Below are 20,128 nucleotides of genomic sequence, written 5' to 3'. Positions count from 1 at the left end.
TTTTACTATTAAAACAACGAAATCGCTAAAATGTTTTCGGAAATACGTATTTTTTTTCAAAAAAAATTATTTTTCTACTTTAGAGAGAAAATAAAAATTACCTTTCTTTCTTTTTTTACCTCTGCCGATTCCAAAGTTTTTTAGTACATTTGTCCATGTATAGAGAATATATCCGAGATACCGTGTGACAATCGGGATCTATTTACTATATATTAATAATGTATTATCTCATAATTTAAATAACCCTATGAAATATTTTGAAGTAACCTTTACCATACTCCCCTATTCCGAAACAGCGTCTGATGTCCTCTCTGCACTGACGGCAGAAATCGGATTTGAAAGTTTCGTGGAATGTGAAGGAGGCATGCAGGCCTATGTGCAGCAGAGTTTGTTTGATGAAGCGGCCTTAAAGGCCATTCTTTCCGACTTCCCGATGCCCGATACCCAGATTACTTATACCATCACCGAGCCGGAAGACAAGAACTGGAACGAAGAATGGGAAAAGAATTTCTTCCAGCCCATCGTCATCGAAGGACGCTGTGTCATCCACAGTACCTTCCACAAGGATTATCCGAAAGCAGAGTACGATATCGTAATCAATCCGCAGATGGCTTTCGGTACCGGACACCACGAAACCACCAGTTCGATACTCGGGGCATTGCTGGAAGCCGACCTGAAGGGTAAATCGGTACTGGATATGGGATGCGGTACTTCCATTTTGGCTATCCTGGCCAGCATGCGGGGTGCAGACCGGGTAACCGCCATCGATATCGACGACTGGTGTGTCAACAATTCTCGCGACAACATCGCCCTGAATCACCTGAACAACATTACCGTGGAGCTGGGAGACGCTTCGCTGCTCAAGGGCCGCGAACCGTTTGATGTCGTCATTGCCAACATCAACCGGAACATCCTGCTCAATGACATGCATGCTTACGTAGACTGCATGCACAGCGGTTCAGAAATCTATATGAGCGGCTTCTACGTAGAAGATATTGATGCCATCCGTCAGTGCGGTGAAAACCTGGGACTGGAGTTTGTCGGTTACCGGGAAAAGAATCGCTGGGCCGCAGTTAAACTGATCAAGAAATAACACTGTTGTATCTTAGCTGCAAGCATACAGATTCTCCGACCTCCGTACGCGGGTTATAACACCTGCATACGGAGGTCGGACAACTTTACACCGGAGGTTATACAACCCCGCCCCGGAAGTCGGAACACTTTTCTTCACCCGCTTCTTTTTCTTTCTTTGTCCTTTACTCTTCCTCTCTCAAGTGGCAGGAATACCCGTCTGAAGCCCCCTTCCACAAAATAAATCACGGCTTCCACTAGGAATATTACAAACATGTTACTAACTTTGTCGCGCAATTATACATTTTCAGCATGAAACTGATATTGATTACCACCCCCACGTATTTCGTGGAAGAAGATAAAATAATAACCAAATTATTTGAGGAAGGGCTGGACATCCTCCATTTGCGCAAGCCCAACACCACTCCTACCTATGCGGAGCGGCTTCTGACTCTCATTCCCGAGAAATACAGAAAGCATATCGTGGTACATGGGCATTTTTATCTGAAGGAGGAATATAAATTAAAGGGGATTCATCTGAACCACCGGAATCCGGTAGCTCCCCCCAATTATTCCGGACACCTGAGTACTTCGTGCCACTCACTGCAGGAAGTCAAGAACTGCAAGGACAAATACGACTACGTATTCCTGAGTCCGGTATTCGACAGTATATCCAAACAGAATTATTATTCGGCATATACCCCCGAAGAAATCAGACAGGCGGCCAAAGAGGGAATCATCGACAAGCACGTCGTAGCTCTGGGAGGCATTGATGAAGACAACATCCTGTCGGTAAAAGACTACGGATTTGGGGGAGCCGCCATCATGGGAGGGCTGTGGAACAAGTTTGACCCGGCCTACGACCAGAATTACCGGAAGCTGCTGGATCATTTCCGCAAGCTGAAGCAACTGGCGGATTAAATATTCCGTATTTCATTTGTCAGGATTAAAGAATTAAAGTAAATTTGTTTTCTAAATTAACGGCAATATTATCATTTTTTTACAATGAGCGAAACATCACCTTTTAAAGTATTTTCGGGTACAAACTCGAGATACCTCGCAGAAAAGATCTGTAACAGTTTAGGATGCCCACTGGGTAACATGAACATCACCCACTTCGCTGACGGCGAATTTGCAGTGTCATACGAAGAGTCTATCCGCGGACAGCACGTATTCCTCGTACAGTCTACTTTCCCGAACTCAGACAACCTGATGGAACTTCTGCTGATGATTGACGCTGCCAAGCGCGCTTCTGCAAAGAGCATCATCGCAGTAATCCCTTACTTCGGATGGGCACGTCAGGACCGCAAGGATAAACCGCGTGTTTCTATCGGTGCTAAGCTGGTTGCCAACCTGTTGAGCGTTGCTGGAATCGACCGTCTGATTACTATGGACTTGCATGCAGACCAGATCCAGGGCTTCTTTGACATCCCGGTTGACCACCTGTATGCGTCTACTATCTTTGCTCCGTATATCCAGTCACTGAACCTGGAAAACCTGGCAATCGCTACTCCTGACGTAGGTGGTTCAAAGCGTGCCAGCACTTATGCTAAATTCCTGGATGTTCCTCTGGTACTTTGCCACAAGACTCGTGAAAAAGCAAACGTGGTTGCTTCTATGCAGATTATCGGTGACGTAAAAGACAAAAACGTAATTCTGATTGACGATATGGTAGATACAGCCGGTACAATCACTAAGGCTGCTGATATCATGAAAGAAGCCGGAGCACGTTCAGTACGCGCCATCGCATCACACTGCGTGATGTCTGGTCCTGCTTCAGAACGCGTTCAGAACTCACAGCTGGAAGAAATGGTATTTACTGACAGTATTCCTTATTCAAACCGCTGCGCAAAGGTTAAGCAGTTGTCTATCGCTGACATGTTTGCTGAAACCATCCGCCGCGTGATGACAAACGAATCTATCAGCTCACAGTACCTGATTTAATACGCATAACCGCATCCCGTCCGGATGTGGAGATTCATTCATTTGTCAAAGTCGTTTTGCTGCTTTTCCCTTCGGGTGAGACAGCGGACCGGCTTTGACAAATGCTTTTTTATGTAGAACCCTTCTTTTTTCTTCTTGCTATCACAGACATGAAAATACTTTGGCTGGACCTCAACTGTTCGTACGCACATTCTTCCCTGGCCCTTCCTGCCTTACATGCGCAGATCGACGAACCCTCCTATGAATGGGACATCGTTTCGGCTACCATCAATGAAAACAGCGGCATGACTGCCGGCGAAATCTTCCGTAAACAACCCGATATCATTGCGGCTACCTGCTGGCTCTTCAATCATGAAGTCCTGCTTCATGTGCTTGCGCGGGCCAAGGCCCTGCTGCCCGACTGCCGCATCATCCTGGGGGGACCGGAGTTTCTGGGAGACAATGAGGAGTTTCTGCGGCGCAACCGCTTTGTGGACTGTGTATTCCGTGGAGAAGGAGAAGAAATGTTCCCTCTCTGGCTGAAATACTGGAACCGGAAAGAGATGTGGGAAGGAATTACCGGACTCTGTTACCTGAAAGGGGAAGAGAGTATTTATCAGGACAACGGACTGGCCCGAGTCATTGCATTCGACCGGCTGGCTGCGCCGGAGACGAGTCCGTTCTTCAACTGGGGAAAGCCTTTCGTGCAACTTGAGACAACGCGGGGATGCTTCAATACTTGTGCATTCTGTGTCAGTGGAGGGGAAAAACCGGTGCGCTCCCTCCCAATCGAGAAGATCAGGGAACGGATAGCAACGATCCATCAGCATGGCATACGGAACATCCGCGTGCTCGACCGTACCTTCAACTACAACAACCGGCATGCCAAGGCGCTGCTCGGCCTGTTCAGGGAATTTCCTGACATCTGCTTTCACCTCGAAATGCATCCGGCGCTGCTTACTGAAGAACTGAAGCAGGAACTGAAAGCCATGCCTGCCGGACTCCTGCACCTGGAAGCCGGTATCCAGAGCCTGCGCGAGGAAGTGCTGGTTACTGCCCGACGGATGGGAAAACTGTCGGATGCGCTGGAAGGCTTGCGCTTTTTATGTTCCCTGGACAATATGGAGACGCATGCGGACCTGATAGCCGGACTTCCGCTGTATCACTTGGAAGAGATATTCGAAGACATCCGTACCCTTGCCTCGTTCCGTGCGGGAGAGATTCAGCTGGAATCCCTCAAACTGCTGCCGGGAACTGAGATGAGAAGAAGGGCCGGTGAACTGGGAATTCAATATGCTCCTTTCCCACCTTATGAAGTGTTGCGAACCCGTGAGATTACTCCCGACGAACTGCAGACGGCAAGACTGCTCTCGCGTTTGCTGGATGCGTTTTACAATACACCGGTCTGGCAGCCGCTTACCCGGAAACTGATTGTGGAGCAGGGTGACTTTCTCCCCCGGATGCTGGCATACCTGATAGAGAAAGGGGTGGCCGACCAACCGATGGGACTGGAGAAAAGGGGAATCCTATTGTATGAATTCTGCCGGACACACTATCCGGAGTATGAAACAGAGGCGGAACTGGCGTGGATTGAGGCTGGAATGTCATTGAAGAAACAGCCGGCTGTGCGCATCCGTACGAAACATGTCACTCCTCCCGAGCAGTGGAACGTTATCTACGGCCTGTATCGGGAATCCATGAAGCTCTGTCTGCTCCCGGGAAGGGAGGAACAGGCAACCAACTACTGGTTTGGCTTTGATACGGAGACACAGGATGCTCATCCGGTATTCCGCGCAGAAAATTAAAAAATAGAAGTATATTCTCCGACAAAGGATAAGGCTCCCCATTGTACAGCAAAGCATCACTGTATGATGGGGAGTTCTGTTTTGCCGACTATCCCTGATTTCTTAAAAAATATTCCGCTTTTTTTGTCGGCTCAGAAAAATGAATATATTTGCAAAAAACTAACAGAATAGACAAAGGGATGTTGCACAATGTCCCTAAATCATAAATAAAGGAATACTTTGTGATTAAGATTTTTACTTTTTATTATTACATGATGAATCGTACCAACTACATCCACTTCAGTTTCCGGAGAATGCTCTCCGTATTTCAGAAAGACCTGATGGAAAACAAAAGGAAAAATATATACCGCCTGCTTGGGTGTTATCTCACCTTGTGCCTGTTTTTCATTCTCGACACTCTGGCTCACGCCGACACTCCTGCCGGACTGGGAGCCGAAGCACATTATCAGAAATACTGTCAGGGCATATTGGCCGTTGTCGGTTTGCTGTGGCTCATCCTGTCCGGATACTCGGCTTCGCTGATTGCAGAAAGCATGAATACTCAGGAGAAAAAGATAGCCTATCAGAGGCTTCCTGCAACGCTGGGTGAAAAATTTGTAAGCCGTGCCTTGTACGTGGTACTCAGCGTACCGGTAGCCTTCGCTATCTGCCTGCCACTGGCAGAAGTCACACGGATAACGGTAGCCTACTTGCTAGATACACCCACAGAAATCAAGCAGTACTGTCTGCCCAATCTGTTGAGAATGTTCATCGACCAGCATCAGCAACCGGTAACGGATCCGGAGGGTTACCCGCATGCGTTGTACTTGTTTACCGTCGCAATGGGATATGTGTGGGTGCATTCGCTGTTTATCTTGGGAGGCACCTTTTTCCATAAAAGGGCTTTCTTTAAGACAGCGGGATCTCTGCTGGGGATTTTAGTGGTGCTCGGAATCGCCTTGTCTGCAGTTGACCTTCGTTTCCTCGGTCCGTCAAACAGACCGGAGGGCCTCACCCCACAGGTAATATTGGGAGTAGCAAGCGGAATGCTGGGGCTGCTTACGGCAGGCAACTGGTGGCTCGGGTATTACCGGTTCGGTAAAAATCTCGCATAAAAAAACCGGCGGAAGTGTCGGGGGATTCCCTCCTGTCACTTCCGCCGGCTTCATATACCGGGTATAAGATTCTTCTTATCGCAAACGCTCGTAAGCTTTGACCAGCATCTCATCCTTTCCGATGGCACGGATAGCCAGCCAGTTCAGGATGATAGATACTACCGGCAAGGAAACGGTCCACGAATAAGTGAAGCTTCCGTATCCCTTCAGTGTGCTGTATACAAAGAAAGCCAGAGTAGCGTAATATCCGATCAGTACAATCGAGCTGAACAATGTCAGGCGAATCTGCAGCATCCGCTTCTTGTACAGGAAGATGGTTGCCAGAGACAGCACAGCCACCAGCATCAGCAGTACAAACAATGCCCAGGGAGTATAATCCAAAGCACCGTCAGGCAATGCCACTGAAAGGTTAGACATCTCGGCTACAGCCGCTTCCGTATAAAAAAATCCGATAGGGAAAGACATCATCAGCACCATCAGAATAGCGACAATCAGCAAATAAACCGTCTGAATTCGTTGTATCATAATAAATTCCTCTGTTTTTAAATGAAAAGAACACAAAAGCGCGTGATGCAAAACATTCCCGGAATCCCGTCATTTGCATGCTGGCGATTTTGCGTTCTTCCCTATATTGACAATTACTGCAATTTTTCTTTTTCCTTGGCAGGATTTCTGTGGTAAACCTTACCCTCGATATATTCCTGCGCAGCAATCAGAGTAGGTTTCGGCAACTTTTCATAATAACGTGAGATTTCAATCTGTTCTCTGTTCTCAAACACTTCTTCCAAGTTGTCGTTGTAAGAAGCAAACTCCTGCAGTTTCTTTGACAGATCGTTCTTCATTTCAACCGCAATCTGGTTGGCTCTTTTACCGATAATGGCTACGGTTTCATAAATATTGCCAGTATCCTCACACATTTCCATCAAGTTACGGGTAACAGTGTTGGTAGGAGCATTTGTTTTTTTGTAATCCATAATTTATTATTTAATTATAAACAGTTATGATTAATATTCATCGTTCACGAAGCGGTTGGCAGCCTTAAAGATGGCTTCCACCTCTTTGGTATACTTGCTGTCAGGGAACTCATTCTTGAATGCATAATATTCATCGATGGCTTCCCGCATACGTTCCTCTTTCTTCTCAGCCACACTTTCCTTGGCCATGTCGTACTTGGCACGGAGAATCAGGATAGACAGTTCCTCACGCATCTTGGTATAAGGGTACTCCCTCAATACATTCTGAGCCGTAATCACTGCTGCCTGGTAATTGTTTCCGGTACTGCTGTAAGAACTGTTTCCGGTGTACGAACCCAGATCGTAATACAGTTTGGCCGACAGGTATTCCTTTTCTACCAGCTTGTCCTGCAGGGTGAAAATCATCTCCTGAGCCAGGTCTCTCCGGTTGCTTCCCGGGAAATATTCCATGAACATCTGAAGTTCCTGGATGGCCTTGAACGTACTGCTCTGGTCCAGTCTCGGTTCCGGAGTATCCAGATACAGGGCCTTTCCGCTGTGGAAACGGGCCAGTTCGGTATATACACCTCTCGGATAAGTGGTATAATAAGTATTGAAATAATGCGAAGCAGTCACATAATCCCCCTGATTATAATAAGTCATGGCCAGCATATACAGTGATTCCTCTGCATTGGAAGTACCCTTCATAATCGGTATCAGTTCCTCCAGAATGACAGCGGCCTTGTTGCTCTGACCTTTGGCAAAATATCCTTTGGCAGCCTCGTATTTATATTCGTAGTCTGTACTTTTCAGCACCTTATTGTATTCTCCGCATGAAGATAATATTCCGGCAGAGAAAAGCGCTATAATGATAGTTCTTTTCATATTAATCGATATAGTTGCGCAAAATTACTCTTTTCCAATGAATAATGCAATAAGTGAACACTTTTTAATTTAAAAATCACTTACTCCTTTAAAATAGCGTTTCACGGGAGGCGGCGCCATGAAAATATTGTGTAATTTTACCGGAACAAAACCAACCATGCAACCGATTTTATGAAATTTGAACTTATCTCAGACTACCAGCCGACGGGCGACCAGCCGGAAGCGATTGCACAGCTCACCCAGGGCGTGCTCTCGGGAGCGCCGGCACAGACATTGCTGGGGGTAACCGGTTCCGGAAAGACTTTCACCATTGCCAATGTCATCAAGAATGTCAACAAGCCGACGCTGATCCTGAGCCATAACAAAACCCTGGCCGCACAGTTGTACAGTGAATTCAAGAATTTCTTTCCCAATAATGCAGTCGAGTATTATGTTTCCTACTACGATTATTATCAGCCGGAAGCCTATCTTCCGTCGACTGATACGTATATCGAAAAGGACCTTTCCATCAATGACGAGATAGACAAGCTGCGTCTGGCCGCGACTTCTGCCCTGCTCTCAGGAAGAAAAGACGTCATTGTGGTGTCTTCGGTTTCATGCATCTACGGTATGGGAAATCCCGCAGATTTTTACAACAACGTAATTGACATCAAGAAAGGGAAACTGCTGGACCGAAATGTGTTCCTGCGGCACCTGGTCGACAGTCTGTACGTGAGAAATGACATCGAACTGAACCGGGGAAACTTCCGGGTGAAGGGAGATACGGTTGACATTTACCTGGCCTATACGGACCACATCCTGCGTGTCATGTTCTGGGACGATGAAATCGATGCCATCGAGGAAATCGATCCGGTATCGGGCACCCGGGTAGGCAGTTTTGAAGAGTACAAGATTTACCCGGCCAACCTGTTCATGACAACCAAGGAGAGTACGCTCCGGGCGATTCATCAGATTGAGGATGACCTGACCAAGCAGGTGGCTCATTTTGAGGAAATCGGTAAGCCGTATGAGGCCAAGCGACTGTACGAACGGGTGACTTACGATATGGAGATGCTGCGCGAACTGGGACATTGTTCGGGTATCGAGAACTATTCCCGGTATTTCGACGGCAGAGAAGCGGGTACACGCCCCTACAGTCTGCTGGATTTCTTCCCGGAGGATTTCCTGATTGTCATCGATGAAAGTCATGTCAGTGTACCGCAGATCCGTGCCATGTACGGAGGCGACCGTGCCCGAAAGGAGAATCTGGTGGAATACGGGTTCCGTCTGCCGGCAGCCATGGACAACCGTCCGCTCAAGTTCGAGGAGTTTGAGGAACTGGCCAAGCAGGTCATCTATGTCAGTGCGACACCGGCCGACTACGAACTGATTCAGAGTGAAGGAGTCATTGTGGAACAGGTAATCCGTCCGACCGGTCTGCTGGATCCGGTGATTGAAGTACGTCCCAGCCTCAACCAGATTGACGACTTGATGGAGGAAATCCAGCAGCGCATCGAAGCGGAAGAACGTACGCTGGTTACTACACTTACCAAGCGTATGGCCGAAGAACTGACGGAGTACCTGCTGCGGCACAACATCCGTACCACGTACATTCACAGTGACGTAGAGACTCTGGAGCGTGTCAAGATCATGGAGGAACTGCGCGAAGGCGTCTTTAACGTATTGGTTGGGGTCAACCTGCTGCGTGAAGGACTGGATTTGCCGGAGGTTTCCCTCGTGGCCATCCTGGATGCGGACAAGGAAGGCTTCCTCCGTTCGCACCGTTCACTGACACAGACTGCAGGACGAGCGGCACGAAACGTAAATGGAAAGGTAATCATGTATGCAGACAAGATTACCGACAGCATGCAGCAGACCATTGACGAGACCAACCGCCGAAGGGAGAAGCAGATGAATTACAACCTGCAGCATGGCATTACGCCCCGACAGGTCAAGAAAAACCGGAACAGCCTGCTGGCTACGGAAACCGGACCTGCGGAAAAGACCGATGCAAAGGCTTACCAGGCATATACGGAACCGACCGTGGTGGCTGCCGATCCGGTTATCAGCTACATGAGCAAGGAGCAGTTGCAGAAGAGCATCGAGCGTACCCGGAAGCTGATGCAGGAAGCTGCCAAGAAACTGGAATTCATCGAAGCGGCACAATACCGCGATGAGTTGCTGCGTCTGGAAGACTTGCTGAAGACCAAAGCATAAGAAAAAAAATCACAGTGGCCCGCGTGGGCGACTGTGATTTCTATACAGACAGGGCCTGCCACAGTGGCAGGCCCTGATTTTTATCATCTAAGAGTAATTTACTATCAGTCAATGATATCGAATCCGCAATACGGAACCAATGCCTTCGGAATACGGATACCTTCCGGAGTCTGGTTGTTTTCCAGCAATGCAGCTACGATTCTCGGAAGAGCCAAAGCCGAACCGTTCAGTGTGTGACACAGTTCAGTCTTCTTGTCTGCGTTACGGTAGCGGCATTTCAGACGGTTAGCCTGGTAAGTATCGAAGTTAGATACAGAACTTACTTCCAACCAGAGCTTCTGTGCTTCAGAATATACTTCGAAGTCATAGCAGATAGCGGCAGTGAAACTCATATCACCTCCACACAGACGCAGGATGCGGTAAGGCAATTCCAGTTTCTGCAACAAGCCTTCTACGTGATCCAGCATTTCCTGGTGAGACTGTTTGGAATGTTCCGGTTTGTCGATACGTACCAGTTCCACTTTAGAGAATTCATGCAGACGGTTCAGACCGCGCACATCCTTACCGTAAGAACCGGCTTCACGACGGAAGCACTGTGTATAGGCACAATTCTTGATCGGCAACTGCTTTTCATCCAGAATCACATCACGGTAGATGTTAGTTACAGGAACTTCAGCAGTAGGAATCAGATACAAATCATCCAGATTGCAGTGATACATCTGACCTTCCTTGTCAGGCAACTGACCTGTACCGTATCCGGAAGCGGCATTCACCACTGTAGGAGGCATGATTTCTTCGTAACCCGCAGCACGTGCTTCGTCCAGGAAGAAATTAATCAGTGCACGCTGCAGACGGGCACCCTTGCCTTTATATACCGGGAAACCGGCACCTGTGATCTTCACACCCAGGTCGAAATCTATCAAATCGTATTTTTTTGCCAATTCCCAATGTGGAAGCGCATCCTTCGGCAGTTCGGTTTCCATACCTCCCATCTTCACTACCAGATTGTCTTCGGCACAGCTGCCTTCCGGTACTTCATCATAAGGTACGTTAGGAATGGTATAGAGTACGTTCTGCATGTCTTCGGCAGCCTGGTCCATTTCGGCCTGCAAAGTCTTGCTCACTTCCTTGATTTCAGCCACGCGAGCCTTGGCAGCCTCTGCCTCTTCCTTCTTGCCTTCCTTCATCAGCATACCGATGGTCTTCGAAGTAGCATTGATTTCAGCCAGGTTCTTATCCAACTGATTCTGTGCGTTACGACGTTTGTCGTTCAACTCGAGCACCTGTGCAATGGCTTCCTTAGCATTGGCGAAGTGCTTCTTTTCCAATCCACTGATAACCTTTTCGGTATTTTCTGTAATTTGTTTTATAGTAAGCATATCTTGTTATTTTTGTATCCCTTTATTTATTTCGGTGTGCAAAGATATTCTTTTATCCACACAAACAAAAAGAATATCCAAAGAATCTGATGGTCTTTCTCAGATTCTATGCTCCTGCTCCGTTCAGCCGATTATACTCTGACGGATGCGCACCAGTTTTACGAGGAGGTCTTCCAGCAAATCCAGTTTCAGCATGTTTGCCCCGTCACTTTTCGCTACCGAAGGATCTTCATGGGTTTCCAGGAAGAGTCCGTCCACACCGACAGCCACTCCCGCCTTGGCAACCGTCTCAATCAGTTGCGGCATGCCTCCGGTCACTCCGGATGTCTGGTTGGGCTGCTGCAGCGAATGAGTCACGTCCAGAATCACCGGATGTCCGAAACTGCGCATTTCAGGGATTCCCCGATAGTCCACAATCAGGTCCTGATATCCGAAGGTAGTTCCCCGTTCGGTAAGCATCACCTGGTCATTACCGGCTTCCACCACCTTGTCCGCCGCAAAACGCATGGCCCCCGGAGACAAGAACTGTCCTTTCTTAATGTTCACGATTTTTCCGGTACGGGCAGCAGCAACCAGCAAGTCGGTCTGACGGCAGAGAAAAGCAGGAATCTGCAGCACATCCACATACTGAGCAGCCATTGCCGCCTCATAAGCCGCATGAATATCAGTCACCACCGGCACATCGAACTCCCGGCGCACCTTCGCAAGCACCTTCAGTGCCTTCTCATCTCCGATTCCGGTAAAGGAATCCAGACGAGAACGGTTGGCCTTACGGTATGACCCCTTGAATACATAAGGAATATTCAGCCGGTCGGTAATTTTCACGATTCGTTCCGCAATCCGCAGCGCCATGTCTTCGCCCTCAATGACACAAGGGCCGGCCAGCAGGAAAAAATTATCTGTTTTCGTTAAATCCGCAATTGTTTGTATCATAACTGTTTATTATCTGTATATTCAAATTTGTATTTTCAATTAGGAATGATCAGCGTCAATGCTTCCAGGTCGATGGTCACCTCTATCGGGAAATGCTTGTCGCCCCATATACGTCCGTCGAGGCTGATTTCCGCATTCTGCGCACGCATGATCTTCACCTTACGCGTCCGGTAAGGCTTCACAATCTTATGGTTCAGCAACCTTCCCTGCTGCAGCATCCACAGACCCGAAATCAACTGTTTCAATTCCGGCCGGTAGATCAATGACACATCCAGCCACCCGTTATAAGGCACCGCACTGGGAGTCAGTCCATAACCCCGGCAACTGCCGATGGCCACCGCAATCAGGTTTCCCCGGATGTGTTCATCGTTCACCTTCAGGTGCATCCGGTGCAGCTTCCGCTCAAAGGCCACCAGAATCAAGGAGGAAAGATACGACAGCAGCGGAATTCCCCAGAAACGGCGCGTACCGTCGGTAATCCGCACAATCCTCGCCCCCAGTCCAATGTAAACCGCATTGACAAAGTGCCGGCAAATCGTACGGTTCTCCTCCGTATAACAGAAGTTTCCCACATCAATTCTACGCAGCCTGCGATTGATCAGCACATCCACCGCCCCTTTGTAGTCATCCGAATCCAGTCCCCAGTACCGGGCAAAATCGTTTCCGATTCCATTAGGAATAATCCCCAATGCAATGTCCCGCTTATCCTCCACTTCCGAATGCATGATGCCGTTCACCGCTTCATTGATCGCGCCATCACCGCCTACCACCACAATCGTACGATAGCCGTTATTCGCCATTGTCCTTGCCAGACGCTCTATGGATCCGAATCCCTCCGACTGGACATAATCGAACTGGACCTTACGTTCCTCCATATAGTCACGTATCTCCTTCCAGCGCTTCTGCGCCTTCCGGCTTCCGGCTTTCGGATTATAAATCACTCCCCAACGGGTTGGTTCTACTGCCATACTCCAGTTATTTTTGAATTATTATTATCAGGCTCCGAGGACCTCCGGCAAATACCGCATGCCTTCGCAAGCACCTATACTCTCTCATTTCTCCTCCGCATTCAGCAGGCTCAGGATCTGCTCCACCTTTTCATCCACCGGTGCAGCCGCTTCAATCCAGTGAATCGGAATACCGCGGCGTTCCATTCCGCGGAACCAGGTCATCTGGCGCTTCGCAAACTGATGAATCGCAATCTCCAGCTGACGGTACATCTCATCGAAGGTCAGTTCACCGGTCACATACAGCGTCAGGTATTTGTATTCCAGACCGTAGTAAATCAGGTCTTCGGGAGCGATACCCTCTGCCAGCAAGGCACGCACCTCCTCCACCATACCTTCCTCCAGGCGCTGCTTCAGTCGTCTGGAAATCTTTTCCCGGCGAAGCTCCCTGTTGATATCCACTCCGATGACCAGACTATGGATTTCGGGGAACTCCCGTTCGGCCACCGGATGCTGGAGATAATACTCCTCAATCTCGATGGCACGGATGGCCCGCTTCACCGTATCCACATCGGTCGAATTATGCAGTTTCTTATATTGTTTCAGCATTTCGGTCAGTTCCGGCAGGCTCTTCTCCTCCAGTTCTGCCCTCAGTTCCGGATTCTCCGGCACCGGCATCAGCCGATACCCTTTGAGCACCGACTCCAGATACATGCCGGTTCCCCCGCAAAGGATGGGAAGTTTGCCCTTCTCACGTATCTGCCGGAAAGCCTCCAGAAAATCCCGCTGAAATTCAAACACATTATATTTATATCCCGGTTCGGCGATGTCAATCAGGTGATAAGGCACCCGATAACCGCCCACCGTATAATCGGCCAAGTCCTTACCGGTACCCAAGTCCATGCGACGGTAAATCTGCCGGCTGTCACCACTGATAATCTCCGTCTGCAGACGAGCCGCAAGGGCTGCAGCCAGCGGCGTCTTTCCTGAAGCCGTAGGACCCAGTATCGTAATCAGTTCATAGTTCATCATTTTACGTCTTCACTCATCCATAAGTTCTGTTTACAAAGATATGTTTTTTTAGACACATCCCTATAAACTATACCTGTTTTTATTTGTCCGGGATAAAACACTCCCTGCAGAACCGACCGACAATACCGATAAATGATTACCTTTGCACGACCTTTTAAAACAGCAACAAACGATGAACAATTCCTACGAAGCCCGATTAGGTACCGACCGGATGCTACCGCTGGTATTCCGGATGGCACTGCCCGCCGTCATGGCACAACTGGTAAACCTGCTTTACAACCTGGTAGACCGCATCTACATCGGTCACATTCCAGACATCGGAACCGATGCCCTCGCCGGTATCGGAGTCACCGGTTCGGTCATCATCCTGATCTCGTCTTTCTCGGCCATCGTAGGCGGAGGAGGTGCCCCACTGGCAGCCATCGCACTCGGGCAGGACAACCGCCGCCGGGCCGGTGAGATATTGGGCAACGGCTTCCTCATGCTGGTCTGCTTCACCCTTCTGACCTCACTGACCGTCTATACGTTCATGGAGCCGATCCTGTATGCCATCGGTGCCTCCGAGCGTACCATCGGATATGCCACCGACTACCTCTCCATTTACCTGGCAGGTACCCTGTTCGTAGAGTTGTCCGTCGGACTGAACCCCTTCATCAACACCCAGGGCCGACCAGCCATTGCCATGTATTCGGTACTCATCGGTGCCATACTGAACATCCTGCTCGACCCGCTGTTCATCTTCACTTTCGGCATGGGAGTAAAAGGCGCCGCACTGGCAACCATCCTGTCACAAGCCTGCAGTGCCATCTGGGTGCTCCGCTTTCTCACCTCACCACGTGCCTCACTGCCCCTGGAACGCAAATACATGAAACCCCATAAAGGAATCATTCTCTCCGTACTGGCACTGGGCATCTCTCCCTTCATCATGGCCAGCACAGAAAGCCTGGTAGGCTTCGTCCTCAACAGCAGCCTGAAGACATTCGGAGACATCCACGTCAGTGCCCTGGCCATCATGCAAAGCGCCATGCTCATCGTCAGTGTTCCCCTCACCGGTTTTGCCCAAGGCTTTGTCCCCGTTGTCAGCTACAACTACGGACACGGCAGTGTCTCTCGCGTCAAGGAATGCTTCAAGATTGTACTTACCGTCATGTTCCTCTTCAACTTCCTGCTGGTCACCTTCATGATTCTGTTCCCGTCCCTGGTTGCCTCCATCTTTACCAGCGACCCTCAACTCATTGAAACCGTCAGTCGTGCGATGCCCATATTTTTGGGAGGAATGACCATCTTCGGTCTCCAGCGTGCCTGTCAGAACATGTTTGTCGCCCTGGGACAAGCCAAAGTATCCGTATTCATCGCCCTGCTGCGAAAGGTCATTCTGCTGGTTCCCCTGGCGCTCATCCTGCCACATTTCATGGAAGTTACGGGAATATATGCCGCAGAAGGAATCTCCGACGCCACGGCGGCCATCTGCTGCACCCTCATTTTTGTCTGGCAGTTTCCCAAAATCCTGAAAAAAAATCAAATAAACTGCTGCCAACAGTTGTCATAATGATATAATTTTTCGTTATATGCAAAAAATATGCATTCATTTGCATGGATTTTACATAAGAATTCATATATTTGCAGCGTAACACTTAACTAACTATTTATCATTATGAAAAAGATCAACTTCACATGGAAGCTGGCCTGTCTGGTATTGGCAGGCAGCCTTTTCTCCGGTTGTTCAGACCAGGATCCTCCTGCACCACAAACTGAAAGAAGCACAACCGATGAGATGTATTACGCCAACCTGTTTGCCGGTGAAATCCTGCAGAACTATTATTACTGGAACAAAGAAGTGGCGGGTGACCTTGCACGACTGGACCCGAACACCAATACGGATCCGATAAAGACCGTATCGGAAATCCGGTATCACAAAGAAAACACCCTGATTGACAAATGGACCATGCTGACCGACGACATGAAGCAGTTTACCGAAAACGTGGGAGGAGTATCCACCACCTTCGGCTACCAGCCAGTCGTCTACCGGGTAAGTGACAGCAGCAACCAGTGCATTGCTCCCGTTGCCTTCGTCTACAAGGACAGCCCTGCAGCAAAGGCCGGACTGAAGAGAGGTGACCTCATCTACCAGATCAACGGAAAAGAACTGAGTACCGACAACTATCAGGAACTGTTCAACTCCGCATCCATCACACTCTCCCTGGCCACCATCGACCCAAGTACGAAATCGCTCAAGCCGAAAAGCAAGCCGGTCCAGCTTACGGCCGTAAAAATGTACGAGAACCCCGTCCTTCATCATTGCACCTTCGAGTTCAACGGAAAGAAGGTAGGCTACCTGGCATACAGCAGTTTCGACCTGAAATCCATCCCCGAACTGGTGGAAATCAGCAAGAAATTCAAGTCGGAAGGCGTGCAGGAACTCATCCTGGACCTCCGTTACAACGGTGGAGGATACGTCATCACAGAAAACGCCATGGGGTCCATGTACGCCCCGCAAGCCGCAGTCAGCAGCCACGAAATCTTTGAGAAAGAAGACTTCAACGAAGAGATGACCGCCTATTTCAAGCAGCATGGAAAAGACAACATCACCCGCTTCCAGACAGAGTACAGCTACCCGCAGGAAGGACTGAACATCAGTACCAAAGACGCGAACATCGGCCTGAAGAAAATTTACGGAATCATTACCAAGAATTCCGCATCGGCTTCAGAAGCCCTTCTGGGAGGTCTTATGCCTTACATGGATGTGGAACTCATCGGTGAACAATCGCATGGCAAGTACTGCACCGGATGGATGCTTTCGGCCAAAGACGCCTACGATAAAGTGCCGCCCGCCATCCAGGAGTGGGGAATGTACGTAATGGTAAGTGTCTACAAAAACGCAGCCGACCAGACTCCGTGCATGCCCGACGGAATGGTGCCGAACGTCAAGGCAGAAGACGATCCCATGCAGCCCTATCAGTTGGGAGATGAAAACGAAGCCATGCTGAAAGTCGCCCTGACACGTGCAGGCAAGAAATATCCGGATGCTCCTGCAAGCCGCAGCGGAAAGACGATAATGGAAGAACTGCCGACTCCGCAAAAAGCCAATTTCGGAAAACGCATCCTCCTTCCTCCCGTCCTGTAAGCGGTAGAAAGCACACTGTCTGTTCCGGAATTGCTCCGGAATAACATCCTCATAAAAAAAGCCCCCTTCCATTCATTGCCACCCTCATCGGGCAACGCATGGAAGGGGGCTTTCTATTCCCTTACTTCAACAATATCCATCCAATCAGACTATCGCAGTACATGCACCGCACACTGATTTCAGTCCAGATGATATTTTTTCTTATAATAAGATTCCGCAGTATAAAGAGAAGCTGCCGGATTATTACCCGTCACACGGTCCTTGGTCACCAGGGTAGTCACATACGCCTCCGAATACCGGTAAAACAGACTGTCGTGTCCCACACAGAGACCGATGACCACATTCAAGTCCGTATGCTCCCGGTTCAACAGCCGGGCCTGCAGAATCGGGTTACACATAGCCGCCCCGATACGCTCACACTCCTTAGGAATGCCGACCGATGATTTAGGGGTACCGGATACCTTGCAGATCACCGCATACGGTTCAAAACCGTTGGCACGGAGAATACGGGCAAACATACGCGCTTCACGGATCAGTCCGATACAATTGGCAATACCGATTTTCCGGGCCCCGATCTTCCGGGCAAATTCCATAATCTCCTGTACCCGCGTCCACTGGCAATACCCTTCGTACTCCACTTCAGCACTTGCCACCATAATCTCATGATTCCTGTCCTCCCCGTAACGCTCCAGAGCCCACTGCGCGTCTTCCTCCTGCAAATGCGTCGTCAAGCAGAAATCCGGGTAAGTCCGGTTCTGGAACTTACAGTTCTGAGTGCCGCAATCCGTACAAGAATGCTGCACCTCCCTTTGTTTTTCACTTTCCATATCTTCCATATCATTTTTCGTTTCAACGGAGTTCACGGATCTGTGAATCCGGAAGAAACTCCATGTCTGTCACATTAAAAGGCGTAATCCAATATACCCGGGTTTCCTTTCCTGCCTGCCATCCTTCTTCCCCATTTCCTGCATTCATGGCAGGTTCCTCTTCCACCGGACCGGCAGCCTCCTCCCCGGCCGCAACCTTCAGGCGAGTCAGAAAATCCCGGAACCCCTCTCCCGGCACACGGGTCACGGCAAACGGAGCGAGAATCAACATCCCCGGCAACCATTCCGTCCCGGATATCTCCTCCCGGAAAGGATATATACGGAAGGTCCCGTCCTTCCTCCTTTCCAATACCTGGAAGGAATAAAGACGGGACAATCTTGCATCATATATTCTATGACTTGCTAATTTCATCATGCTGACAATTATTTCCCAAAAGAAAGCTTCGGCTCATTCAATTTGGTTTCTACGGGAACCTTCCGTTCTTCCGACAATTTCGGTGCAGCTGAAGCACCGGCTACCGGCACATTCCCGTCCATATGATAACGCTTCAGGGTAATCCGGTTGACCAGCAAGTCCGAAGCATCTCCCGGCAAACCGTTATAATGAATAAATCCGCTGACATCCGTAAACTCATATGCCGAATCAGGCTGCAGTTCCAGTTCATAATGTCCGGAAGCCGTAATACGGTAACTCTTTCCCACCACGCTGTCGTTCTGGAACGTAAATTTCAAAGCCATGACAGCCGAACGGCCCGCAACCGCCTTTTCAGGCAGCCAGGTAAAGTCAGCCGACAAGACCAGCCTGTCCATCGGATGGAAAGTCGTATCCACCTTCAAGTCAAACGCCACCTTGTTACCCAGTCCGGCTGTAGTCAGCCAGACCAGCGACCTGCCCTGCCACACATCCATGCTGTCGCCCGACAGAAAGACATTCAGTCCTCCCTCACGCTTCTCAGCCTGCAGTTTCAGCTGGTCCTCCACCTTCATATAACGCTCTTTCAGACGATTGTAGATATCCGACAGCACTTCACTGTGACGGGTATACCAGACCATGGAAGAGTCGAACTCCGCCTGAGTGACGTGATGCTTGCGGAAGACATATTCATAATATGCTTCTTTCTTGTACGTTTCATTATAAGGCAGGGAATTTCCCATGGTTCCCGCCAGATGATAATCATACAATAAATTCTCCATGGCATCGGGCTGGATGATATCCTCCGGAATCTGCTTTCCGCAAGCACACATCAGCACCATCCCCAGTACCACCGCAGACGCATATTTTCGGGCGCTTCTCATTTCTTTTCTCCTTTCACTTTATCGGTATGTGTTTCTCCACTCAAGTAACGGCTGTAGAAAATCAGCAGGGCAATCATGCCGCAACTGATTGCCGCATCGGCAAAATTGAAAATCGGACTGAAGAAGATAAACCGTTCTCCGCCCCATACAGGCATCCAGTCGGGCCAGTAAGTGTCGATGATGGGAAAATAAAACATATCCACTACCCTTCCGTGCAGCCAGTCGGCATATCCCTGTCCCAGCGGAACCCAGGAAGCGACCTGATCGCGGGTACTGGCACTGAAAATCTCACCATAGAAGACACAGTCGATGATATTGCCGATGGCACCGGCCAGGATAAACGCCAGGCACACGATAAAACCGGTAGCCACTTTCTCCTTCCGGTGTGTAAGGCGGTACAGATATACCGTAATGGCAATTACCGCGATGATACGGAACACCGTAAGGAAAAACTTGGGCAGGACCTCCATGCCGAATGCCATGCCGTTATTCTCCGTAAATAAAATATAAAACCAGTCGGTAATGTGGATACTCTCATGCAACAGCATATGAGTCTTCACACTGATTTTAATAATCTGGTCAATGATCAGTACCGCCATGACAATCCATGCCGCCAGCCAACCTTGTGTCAAAAATTTCTTCATAAATCAAACTAACCTAAAA

Annotated in this window: 19 protein-coding genes; 8 read left to right on the top strand and 11 right to left on the bottom strand. The window is 49.2% G+C overall.

Features of this window, described 5'->3' with window-relative positions:
- The first annotated feature begins 247 nt into the window (after window positions 1-247).
- From prmA to H3001_RS07895, 5 genes are all read left to right on the top strand, one after another.
- Complete coding sequence (gene prmA, locus H3001_RS07915; RefSeq protein ID WP_178244206.1) at window positions 248-1,093, top strand: 50S ribosomal protein L11 methyltransferase; 846 nt, start codon at window positions 248-250, stop codon at window positions 1,091-1,093.
- 290 nt (window positions 1,094-1,383) lie between these two features.
- Window positions 1,384-1,992, top strand: a complete 609-nt coding sequence (locus H3001_RS07910; protein ID WP_178244205.1) for a thiamine phosphate synthase — start codon at window positions 1,384-1,386, stop codon at window positions 1,990-1,992.
- A gap of 84 nt (window positions 1,993-2,076) precedes the next feature.
- A complete protein-coding gene (locus H3001_RS07905) occupies window positions 2,077-3,015 on the top strand; it encodes a ribose-phosphate pyrophosphokinase (RefSeq protein WP_178244204.1) in 939 nt (312 codons plus the stop codon).
- Between the two features lie 149 nt (window positions 3,016-3,164).
- The gene (locus H3001_RS07900; protein ID WP_178244203.1) at window positions 3,165-4,799 is read left to right on the top strand and encodes a B12-binding domain-containing radical SAM protein; all 1,635 of its coding nucleotides are present in this window, start codon (window positions 3,165-3,167) and stop codon (window positions 4,797-4,799) included.
- A gap of 221 nt (window positions 4,800-5,020) precedes the next feature.
- Window positions 5,021-5,893: a hypothetical protein gene (locus tag H3001_RS07895; protein ID WP_178244202.1), complete on the top strand. Its 873-nt coding sequence runs from the start codon at window positions 5,021-5,023 to the stop codon at window positions 5,891-5,893.
- A 75-nt stretch (window positions 5,894-5,968) separates the two neighbouring features.
- Here the strand turns inward: H3001_RS07895 and H3001_RS07890 are convergent, their stop codons facing one another.
- The 3 genes from H3001_RS07890 to H3001_RS07880 form a co-directional block, all read right to left on the bottom strand.
- The gene (locus H3001_RS07890) at window positions 5,969-6,418 is read right to left on the bottom strand and encodes a DUF4293 domain-containing protein (RefSeq protein WP_178244201.1); all 450 of its coding nucleotides are present in this window, start codon (window positions 6,416-6,418) and stop codon (window positions 5,969-5,971) included.
- Between the two features lie 113 nt (window positions 6,419-6,531).
- Window positions 6,532-6,867: a DNA-directed RNA polymerase subunit omega gene (locus H3001_RS07885; protein ID WP_178244200.1), complete on the bottom strand. Its 336-nt coding sequence runs from the start codon at window positions 6,865-6,867 to the stop codon at window positions 6,532-6,534.
- Between the two features lie 30 nt (window positions 6,868-6,897).
- On the bottom strand, window positions 6,898-7,731 hold the full coding sequence (locus tag H3001_RS07880; protein WP_181214626.1) for an outer membrane protein assembly factor BamD: 834 nt from the start codon (window positions 7,729-7,731) through the stop codon (window positions 6,898-6,900).
- 171 nt (window positions 7,732-7,902) lie between these two features.
- On the opposite strand from H3001_RS07880, the gene uvrB reads away from it, so the two are divergent.
- The gene (uvrB, locus tag H3001_RS07875; protein ID WP_181214625.1) at window positions 7,903-9,927 is read left to right on the top strand and encodes an excinuclease ABC subunit UvrB; all 2,025 of its coding nucleotides are present in this window, start codon (window positions 7,903-7,905) and stop codon (window positions 9,925-9,927) included.
- A 104-nt stretch (window positions 9,928-10,031) separates the two neighbouring features.
- Here the strand turns inward: uvrB and serS are convergent, their stop codons facing one another.
- The 4 genes from serS to miaA form a co-directional block, all read right to left on the bottom strand.
- Window positions 10,032-11,306, bottom strand: a complete 1,275-nt coding sequence (gene serS, locus H3001_RS07870) for a serine--tRNA ligase (RefSeq protein WP_181214624.1) — start codon at window positions 11,304-11,306, stop codon at window positions 10,032-10,034.
- A gap of 123 nt (window positions 11,307-11,429) precedes the next feature.
- Window positions 11,430-12,239: a 3-deoxy-8-phosphooctulonate synthase gene (gene kdsA, locus H3001_RS07865; RefSeq protein ID WP_181214623.1), complete on the bottom strand. Its 810-nt coding sequence runs from the start codon at window positions 12,237-12,239 to the stop codon at window positions 11,430-11,432.
- A 35-nt stretch (window positions 12,240-12,274) separates the two neighbouring features.
- Window positions 12,275-13,207: a diacylglycerol/lipid kinase family protein gene (locus H3001_RS07860; RefSeq protein ID WP_178244195.1), complete on the bottom strand. Its 933-nt coding sequence runs from the start codon at window positions 13,205-13,207 to the stop codon at window positions 12,275-12,277.
- An 84-nt stretch (window positions 13,208-13,291) separates the two neighbouring features.
- The gene (miaA, locus tag H3001_RS07855) at window positions 13,292-14,218 is read right to left on the bottom strand and encodes a tRNA (adenosine(37)-N6)-dimethylallyltransferase MiaA (RefSeq protein WP_178244194.1); all 927 of its coding nucleotides are present in this window, start codon (window positions 14,216-14,218) and stop codon (window positions 13,292-13,294) included.
- A gap of 172 nt (window positions 14,219-14,390) precedes the next feature.
- On the opposite strand from miaA, the gene H3001_RS07850 reads away from it, so the two are divergent.
- Both H3001_RS07850 and H3001_RS07845 read left to right on the top strand, forming a co-directional pair.
- Window positions 14,391-15,767, top strand: coding sequence for an MATE family efflux transporter (locus tag H3001_RS07850; RefSeq protein ID WP_181214622.1), 1,377 nt, complete (start codon window positions 14,391-14,393; stop codon window positions 15,765-15,767).
- A gap of 105 nt (window positions 15,768-15,872) precedes the next feature.
- Window positions 15,873-17,342, top strand: coding sequence for a S41 family peptidase (locus H3001_RS07845; protein ID WP_181214621.1), 1,470 nt, complete (start codon window positions 15,873-15,875; stop codon window positions 17,340-17,342).
- A 179-nt stretch (window positions 17,343-17,521) separates the two neighbouring features.
- Here the strand turns inward: H3001_RS07845 and H3001_RS07840 are convergent, their stop codons facing one another.
- The 4 genes from H3001_RS07840 to H3001_RS07825 are packed head-to-tail and all read right to left on the bottom strand — an operon-like array spanning window position 17,522 to window position 20,109.
- Window positions 17,522-18,178, bottom strand: a complete 657-nt coding sequence (locus H3001_RS07840; RefSeq protein WP_246368523.1) for a DUF1847 domain-containing protein — start codon at window positions 18,176-18,178, stop codon at window positions 17,522-17,524.
- A gap of 13 nt (window positions 18,179-18,191) precedes the next feature.
- Window positions 18,192-18,584 carry a hypothetical protein gene (locus tag H3001_RS07835; protein WP_181214620.1) on the bottom strand — a complete coding sequence of 131 codons (393 nt, stop codon included), beginning with the start codon at window positions 18,582-18,584 and terminating at the stop codon, window positions 18,192-18,194.
- An 8-nt stretch (window positions 18,585-18,592) separates the two neighbouring features.
- Window positions 18,593-19,465: a DUF4296 domain-containing protein gene (locus tag H3001_RS07830; RefSeq protein ID WP_181214619.1), complete on the bottom strand. Its 873-nt coding sequence runs from the start codon at window positions 19,463-19,465 to the stop codon at window positions 18,593-18,595.
- Window positions 19,462-20,109: a lipoprotein signal peptidase gene (locus H3001_RS07825; RefSeq protein WP_178244189.1), complete on the bottom strand. Its 648-nt coding sequence runs from the start codon at window positions 20,107-20,109 to the stop codon at window positions 19,462-19,464. The genes H3001_RS07830 and H3001_RS07825 overlap by 4 nt, the downstream gene beginning before the upstream one ends.
- Window positions 20,110-20,128 lie beyond the last annotated feature (19 nt).

Origin of the sequence: Phocaeicola faecicola, assembly GCF_013618865.1 — a bacterium.
Lineage (GTDB): Bacteria > Bacteroidota > Bacteroidia > Bacteroidales > Bacteroidaceae > Phocaeicola > Phocaeicola faecicola.
Note: the sequence above shows the minus strand (reverse complement) of the source record. Positions and strands in the feature narration are given on the sequence as shown.

Bases quoted from the DNA above. Each gene is read 5' to 3' on its own strand.
- H3001_RS07860 (WP_178244195.1), bottom strand. From the start codon at position 13,207: ATGGCAGTAGAACCAACCCGTTGGGGAGTGATTTATAATCCGAAAGCC.
- H3001_RS07840 (WP_246368523.1), bottom strand. From the start codon at position 18,178: ATGGAAGATATGGAAAGTGAAAAACAAAGGGAGGTGCAGCATTCTTGT.
- H3001_RS07890 (WP_178244201.1), bottom strand. From the start codon at position 6,418: ATGATACAACGAATTCAGACGGTTTATTTGCTGATTGTCGCTATTCTG.
- H3001_RS07835 (WP_181214620.1), bottom strand. From the start codon at position 18,584: ATGATGAAATTAGCAAGTCATAGAATATATGATGCAAGATTGTCCCGT.
- H3001_RS07845 (WP_181214621.1), top strand. From the start codon at position 15,873: ATGAAAAAGATCAACTTCACATGGAAGCTGGCCTGTCTGGTATTGGCA.
- H3001_RS07900 (WP_178244203.1), top strand. From the start codon at position 3,165: ATGAAAATACTTTGGCTGGACCTCAACTGTTCGTACGCACATTCTTCC.
- H3001_RS07910 (WP_178244205.1), top strand. From the start codon at position 1,384: ATGAAACTGATATTGATTACCACCCCCACGTATTTCGTGGAAGAAGAT.
- uvrB (WP_181214625.1), top strand. From the start codon at position 7,903: ATGAAATTTGAACTTATCTCAGACTACCAGCCGACGGGCGACCAGCCG.
- H3001_RS07825 (WP_178244189.1), bottom strand. From the start codon at position 20,109: ATGAAGAAATTTTTGACACAAGGTTGGCTGGCGGCATGGATTGTCATG.
- prmA (WP_178244206.1), top strand. From the start codon at position 248: ATGAAATATTTTGAAGTAACCTTTACCATACTCCCCTATTCCGAAACA.
- kdsA (WP_181214623.1), bottom strand. From the start codon at position 12,239: ATGATACAAACAATTGCGGATTTAACGAAAACAGATAATTTTTTCCTG.
- H3001_RS07850 (WP_181214622.1), top strand. From the start codon at position 14,391: ATGAACAATTCCTACGAAGCCCGATTAGGTACCGACCGGATGCTACCG.
- serS (WP_181214624.1), bottom strand. From the start codon at position 11,306: ATGCTTACTATAAAACAAATTACAGAAAATACCGAAAAGGTTATCAGT.
- H3001_RS07905 (WP_178244204.1), top strand. From the start codon at position 2,077: ATGAGCGAAACATCACCTTTTAAAGTATTTTCGGGTACAAACTCGAGA.
- H3001_RS07885 (WP_178244200.1), bottom strand. From the start codon at position 6,867: ATGGATTACAAAAAAACAAATGCTCCTACCAACACTGTTACCCGTAAC.
- miaA (WP_178244194.1), bottom strand. From the start codon at position 14,218: ATGATGAACTATGAACTGATTACGATACTGGGTCCTACGGCTTCAGGA.
- H3001_RS07880 (WP_181214626.1), bottom strand. From the start codon at position 7,731: ATGAAAAGAACTATCATTATAGCGCTTTTCTCTGCCGGAATATTATCT.
- H3001_RS07830 (WP_181214619.1), bottom strand. From the start codon at position 19,465: ATGAGAAGCGCCCGAAAATATGCGTCTGCGGTGGTACTGGGGATGGTG.